The sequence below is a fragment of the Roseitalea sp. genome (genome assembly GCF_984466335.1).
Window position 1 is genome coordinate 1 of record NZ_CFIFWG010000213.1, and the last position, 4,255, is coordinate 4,255.

3 protein-coding genes and 1 pseudogene are annotated in these 4,255 nt (G+C 68.2%); 2 read left to right on the plus strand and 2 right to left on the minus strand.

From position 1 onward, the window contains the following. Nucleotides 1–853 (plus strand): lipid-A-disaccharide synthase (locus AC5E6L_RS14495; protein ID WP_491774226.1); only part of this gene is annotated, 853 nt, incomplete at its 5' end. On the opposite strand, the gene gltA is transcribed toward AC5E6L_RS14495, so the two are convergent. Both gltA and gltX read right to left on the minus strand, forming a co-directional pair. Next, the gene (gene gltA / locus AC5E6L_RS14500) at nucleotides 842–2,131 is read right to left on the minus strand and encodes a citrate synthase (RefSeq protein WP_491774228.1); all 1,290 of its coding nucleotides are present in this window, start codon (nucleotides 2,129–2,131) and stop codon (nucleotides 842–844) included. The two genes, AC5E6L_RS14495 and gltA, sit on opposite strands and share 12 nt — an antisense overlap. 172 nt (nucleotides 2,132–2,303) lie before the next feature. Next, nucleotides 2,304–3,725 carry a glutamate--tRNA ligase gene (gene gltX, locus AC5E6L_RS14505; RefSeq protein WP_491774230.1) on the minus strand — a complete coding sequence of 474 codons (1,422 nt, stop codon included), beginning with the start codon at nucleotides 3,723–3,725 and terminating at the stop codon, nucleotides 2,304–2,306. 176 nt (nucleotides 3,726–3,901) lie between these two features. On the opposite strand from gltX, the pseudogene AC5E6L_RS14510 reads away from it, so the two are divergent. Further along, nucleotides 3,902–4,255 (plus strand): annotated as a pseudogene (locus tag AC5E6L_RS14510) (hypothetical protein); the annotation flags it as partial.

Below are 4,255 nucleotides of genomic sequence, written 5' to 3' on the forward strand. Positions count from 1 at the left end.
CCTCCGAAATCGCTTCATCCCGCGTGTCCACTATGTGGCGCCGACGGTCTGGGCGTGGCGGCCGGAGCGGGCGAAGGCGATGGCCGCGTTCATCGACCGTGTCCTGGCCGTCCTGCCGTTCGAACCGCGGGTGATGGCGGAACTTGGCGGCCCGCCGACCCATTATGTCGGCCATCGCCTGGTCGCGGACCCCGACCTTGCGCGCTGCTGGCGGGACCGCCATGCCCACCGGGCGCGCGCCGATGACGGGACGATCGACCTGCTGCTGCTGCCCGGATCGCGCCGTTCGGAGGTGCGCGGCCTGCTCGACGATTTCCGCGCCTCGGTCGAGATCCTTTGCGCGCGCGGCAATCGCCTGTCCATCACGCTGCCGACGCTGCCGCACCTGGAACGGCGGGTGCGCGACCATGTCCTGGCATGGCCCGAGATCGTCACCGTGACCACGGGCCGCGCCGCGCAGATCGCAGCCTATGGCAGGGCCGACGTCGCGCTCGCCGCCTCCGGCACGGTGCTGCTGGAACTGGCGCTGGCCGGCGTCCCGGCGATCTCCTGCTATCGCAGCGACCCGCTGATGCGCCGCCTGGCCGAGCGGATGCTGACCGCCTGGTCGGCCGCGCTGCCCAACATCATCGCCGACAAGGTGGTGGTCAACGAATATTACGACGAGATGATCCGGCCGGGCATGCTGGCGCGGCTGGCCGAGCAACTGGCCATGCCCGGCGGCGCCGAGCGGACGCGCATGCTGGAAGACTATGCCGCGATCCGTGCGCGCATGGCGGTCGATGCCCCGCCGAGCCAGAAAGCGGCCGCGATCGTCGCCGACGTGCTGTCCGGCGCCGCTCTAGCGCTTTGAGAGCGGCACGTAGTCGCGCTGGGTCTGGCCGGTGTAGAGCTGGCGCGGGCGGCCGATCTTCTGGCTGGGGTCCTCGATCATCTCCTTCCACTGGGCGATCCAGCCGACCGTGCGGGCCAGCGCGAACAGCACCGTGAACATGTTGGTCGGAAAGCCGAGCGCCTTGAGCGTGATGCCCGAATAGAAGTCGATGTTCGGATAGAGCTTCTTTTCGATGAAATAGGCGTCGGTCAGGGCGATATGCTCCAGTTCCATGGCCACTTCCAGCATGGGATCGTCCTTGATGCCCAACTCGCCGAGCACCTCATGGGTGGTCTTCTGCATGATCTTGGCGCGCGGATCGTAGTTCTTGTAGACGCGGTGGCCGAAGCCCATCAGGCGGAACGGGTCGTCGCGGTCCTTGGCGCGGGCGACATAGTCGGGGATGCGGTCGACCGTGCCGATTTCCGACAGCATGTTGAGCGCGGCCTCATTTGCCCCGCCATGGGCCGGCCCCCAAAGGCAGGCGATGCCGGCGGCGATGCAGGCGAACGGGTTCGCCCCCGACGAGCCGGCAAGACGCACCGTCGAGGTCGAGGCGTTCTGCTCGTGGTCCGCATGCAGGATGAAGATCCGGTCCATGGCGCGGGCGAGAACCGGATTGGCCTGATATTCCTCGCACGGAACGGCAAAACACATGCGCAGGAAGTTCGAGGCGTAGTCGAGATCGTTCTTGGGATAGATGAAGGGCTGGCCGATCGAATATTTGTAGGCCATCGCCGCGATCGTCGGCATCTTGGCGATCATGCGCAGGCTTGCGACCATGCGCTGGTGCTCGTCGGAAATGTCCGTCGAATCGTGATAGAAGGCCGACAGCGCGCCGACCACGCCGCACATGATCGCCATCGGGTGGGCATCGCGGCGGAACCCGGTGAAGAAACGGTTCATCTGCTCGTGCACCATGGTGTGGTGCGTCACGCGATAATCGAAATCCTCCTTCTGCGTCTTGGTCGGCAGATCGCCGTAGAGCAGCAGGTAGCAGGTCTCCAGAAAGTCGCCATGCTCGGCGAGCTGGTCGATCGGATAGCCGCGATGCAGCAGCATGCCCTCGTCGCCGTCGATGAAGGTGATCTTGGATTCGCAGCTTGCCGTCGAGGTGAAGCCCGGATCGTAGGTGAACTTGCCCGTCTGGCCGTACAGTTTGGAAATGTCGATGACATCGGGGCCGACGCTGCCCGACTTCACATGGAAGGAGTGTTCGGCATCGCCCACATTCAACGTTGCGTTCTTGTCAGCCATGACCTGTCCTTCCGTTGCTTGTTCGGGATGCCGCCCTGATGGCCGGTGCTGCGGTGCGCATGGAACCGGCGGCGGCGTTTGGTTGGCCGCTTGCTAGCCTATTTGCCCGTTAGTGCCAAGCTAGCCCAAAGCCCTGCTTGTGCGCTGCAAACTGCACGATGCCGTGAGCGGGTCAAGCCATCTGGTCGCCGATGCGGGCGAGCGATTCGTCCCGGCCAAGCACCGCAAGAACGTCGAACACGCCGGGCGAGGTGCCCCGCCCGGTGAGCGCGGCGCGCAAGGGCTGGGCCACCTTGCCGAGCTTGAGGTCCCGCGCCTGGGCAAAGGCGCGCACGGCGGCCTCAAGCTGTCCCGCCTCCCATGCGGCGACGGCGGCGAGCGCGGCGTGCGCGCCCTTGAGCAGGGCCCGCGCCTCGTCCGTCAGAATGCCGGCGGCCTTTTCGTCGAGGTCGAGCGGCCGCTCGTCGAACAGGTAGGCGGCGCCATCGATCAGCTGCACCAGCGTCCTGGCGCGTTCCTTGAGGCCGGGCATGGCGGCGACGAGCCGGCCGCGCCTTTCGTCGGTCATCGACGCCGCGATCGCCGGGCCGCCGTCGATCTCGGGCAGCAGCGCCTCGATCCGCCCGGCCAGATATGCATCGTCCGCATGGCGCAGATAGTGGCCGTTCAGCGCTTCGAGCTTTTGGATGTCGAAGCGGGCCGCGCCCTTGTTGACGTCGCCGATCTCGAACCAGTCGACCATCTGGTCGGTCGACATGATCTCGTCGTCGCCATGGCTCCAGCCCAGCCGCGCCAGATAGTTGCGCAAGGCTTCGGGCAGAAAGCCCATCGCGCGGTAGGCTTCGACGCCGAGCGCGCCGTGCCGCTTGGAGAGCTTGGCGCCGTCCGGGCCGTGGATCAACGGAATGTGCGCCATCACCGGCACGCCCCAGCCCAGATGATCGTAGATCACCTGCTGGCGCGCCGCGTTGGTCAGGTGGTCGTCGCCGCGGATGATGTGGGTGACGCCCATATCGTGATCGTCGACGACGACGGCGAGCATGTAGGTGGGCGTGCCGTCCGAGCGCAGGATGACGAAATCGTCCAGATCGGCGTTCGGAAAGCGCACATCGCCCTGCACCCGGTCGCGCACGACCGTTTCCCCCGCGCGCGGCGCCTTGATGCGGATCACCGGATCGACGCCGGCGGGCGCTTCGGCCTGATCGCGGTCGCGCCAGCGCCCGTCATAGCGCGGCGGCCGGCCCTTGGCGCGCGCGGTTTCGCGCATGGCGGCCAGTTCCTCGGGGCTGGCATAGCAGCGATAGGCGTGACCGGCCTCGAGCAGACGCCTTGCGATCTCGGCGTGGCGGCCGGCGCGCGCGAACTGCGAGACCGGCTCGCCGTCCCAGCCCGTTCCCAGCCAGGTCAGCCCGTCGCGGATCGCGGCCACAGCGGCGTCGGTCGAGCGGGCGCGGTCGGTGTCCTCGATCCGGAGCAGCATCGTGCCGCCCGTGTGCCTGGCGTAAAGCCAGTTGAACAGCGCCGTGCGCGCGCCGCCAATGTGCAGGAAGCCGGTGGGGGAGGGGGCAAAGCGGGTGACGACGCCGCCTGTCATGGGGTGCTCCGGTCGGGTTGGCGGCGGGCCGCGCCCGGACGCGCCGGACAGGGGGGCGACCGGGCCGCGTGGATGACGCGCTCTGGTACCACACAATCGACAAGTTGCAAGCGCGCGGCCAAGGCCGCAGGATGGGTCCGTGTCATGCCCGGCGGCATGGCCGGCAGGATGGCGTCGTGGCGGGTCCGGGTGAGACAAAGGCCGAAAAGCGACGCGGCGCGGACCTTGGGGCCGATGCCCGCTCCAAGGCGGACGAGCGCCGCGCCTTTTCGCTCGACGCCGAACCCCGTATCTTCCCGCCGGCCCCGCGGGCGGACGCGCCCAACCCGCCGCCGGCGACACGCGCCGAGGCTTCGCCGGCCCTTCAACAAGGGCCGCGCCGGCGTCTCGGGCGCGCGGGTGTCCTCGCGCTCGTCCCGCGCGCACGCGCCGCCCTGTCGCGCGCGCTTGAGGAGGAGGGCGATTTCGGCACCCCCTTTCTTCTGGTTCCGGTGCTGCTGCTGGCGGGCGTTGCGGCCTATTTCGCGCTT

Excerpts from the sequence above, each read along its gene's own strand:
- gltA (WP_491774228.1), bottom strand. The coding sequence starts at position 2,131 with ATGGCTGACAAGAACGCAACGTTGAATGTGGGCGATGCCGAACACTCC.
- gltX (WP_491774230.1), bottom strand. The coding sequence starts at position 3,725 with ATGACAGGCGGCGTCGTCACCCGCTTTGCCCCCTCCCCCACCGGCTTC.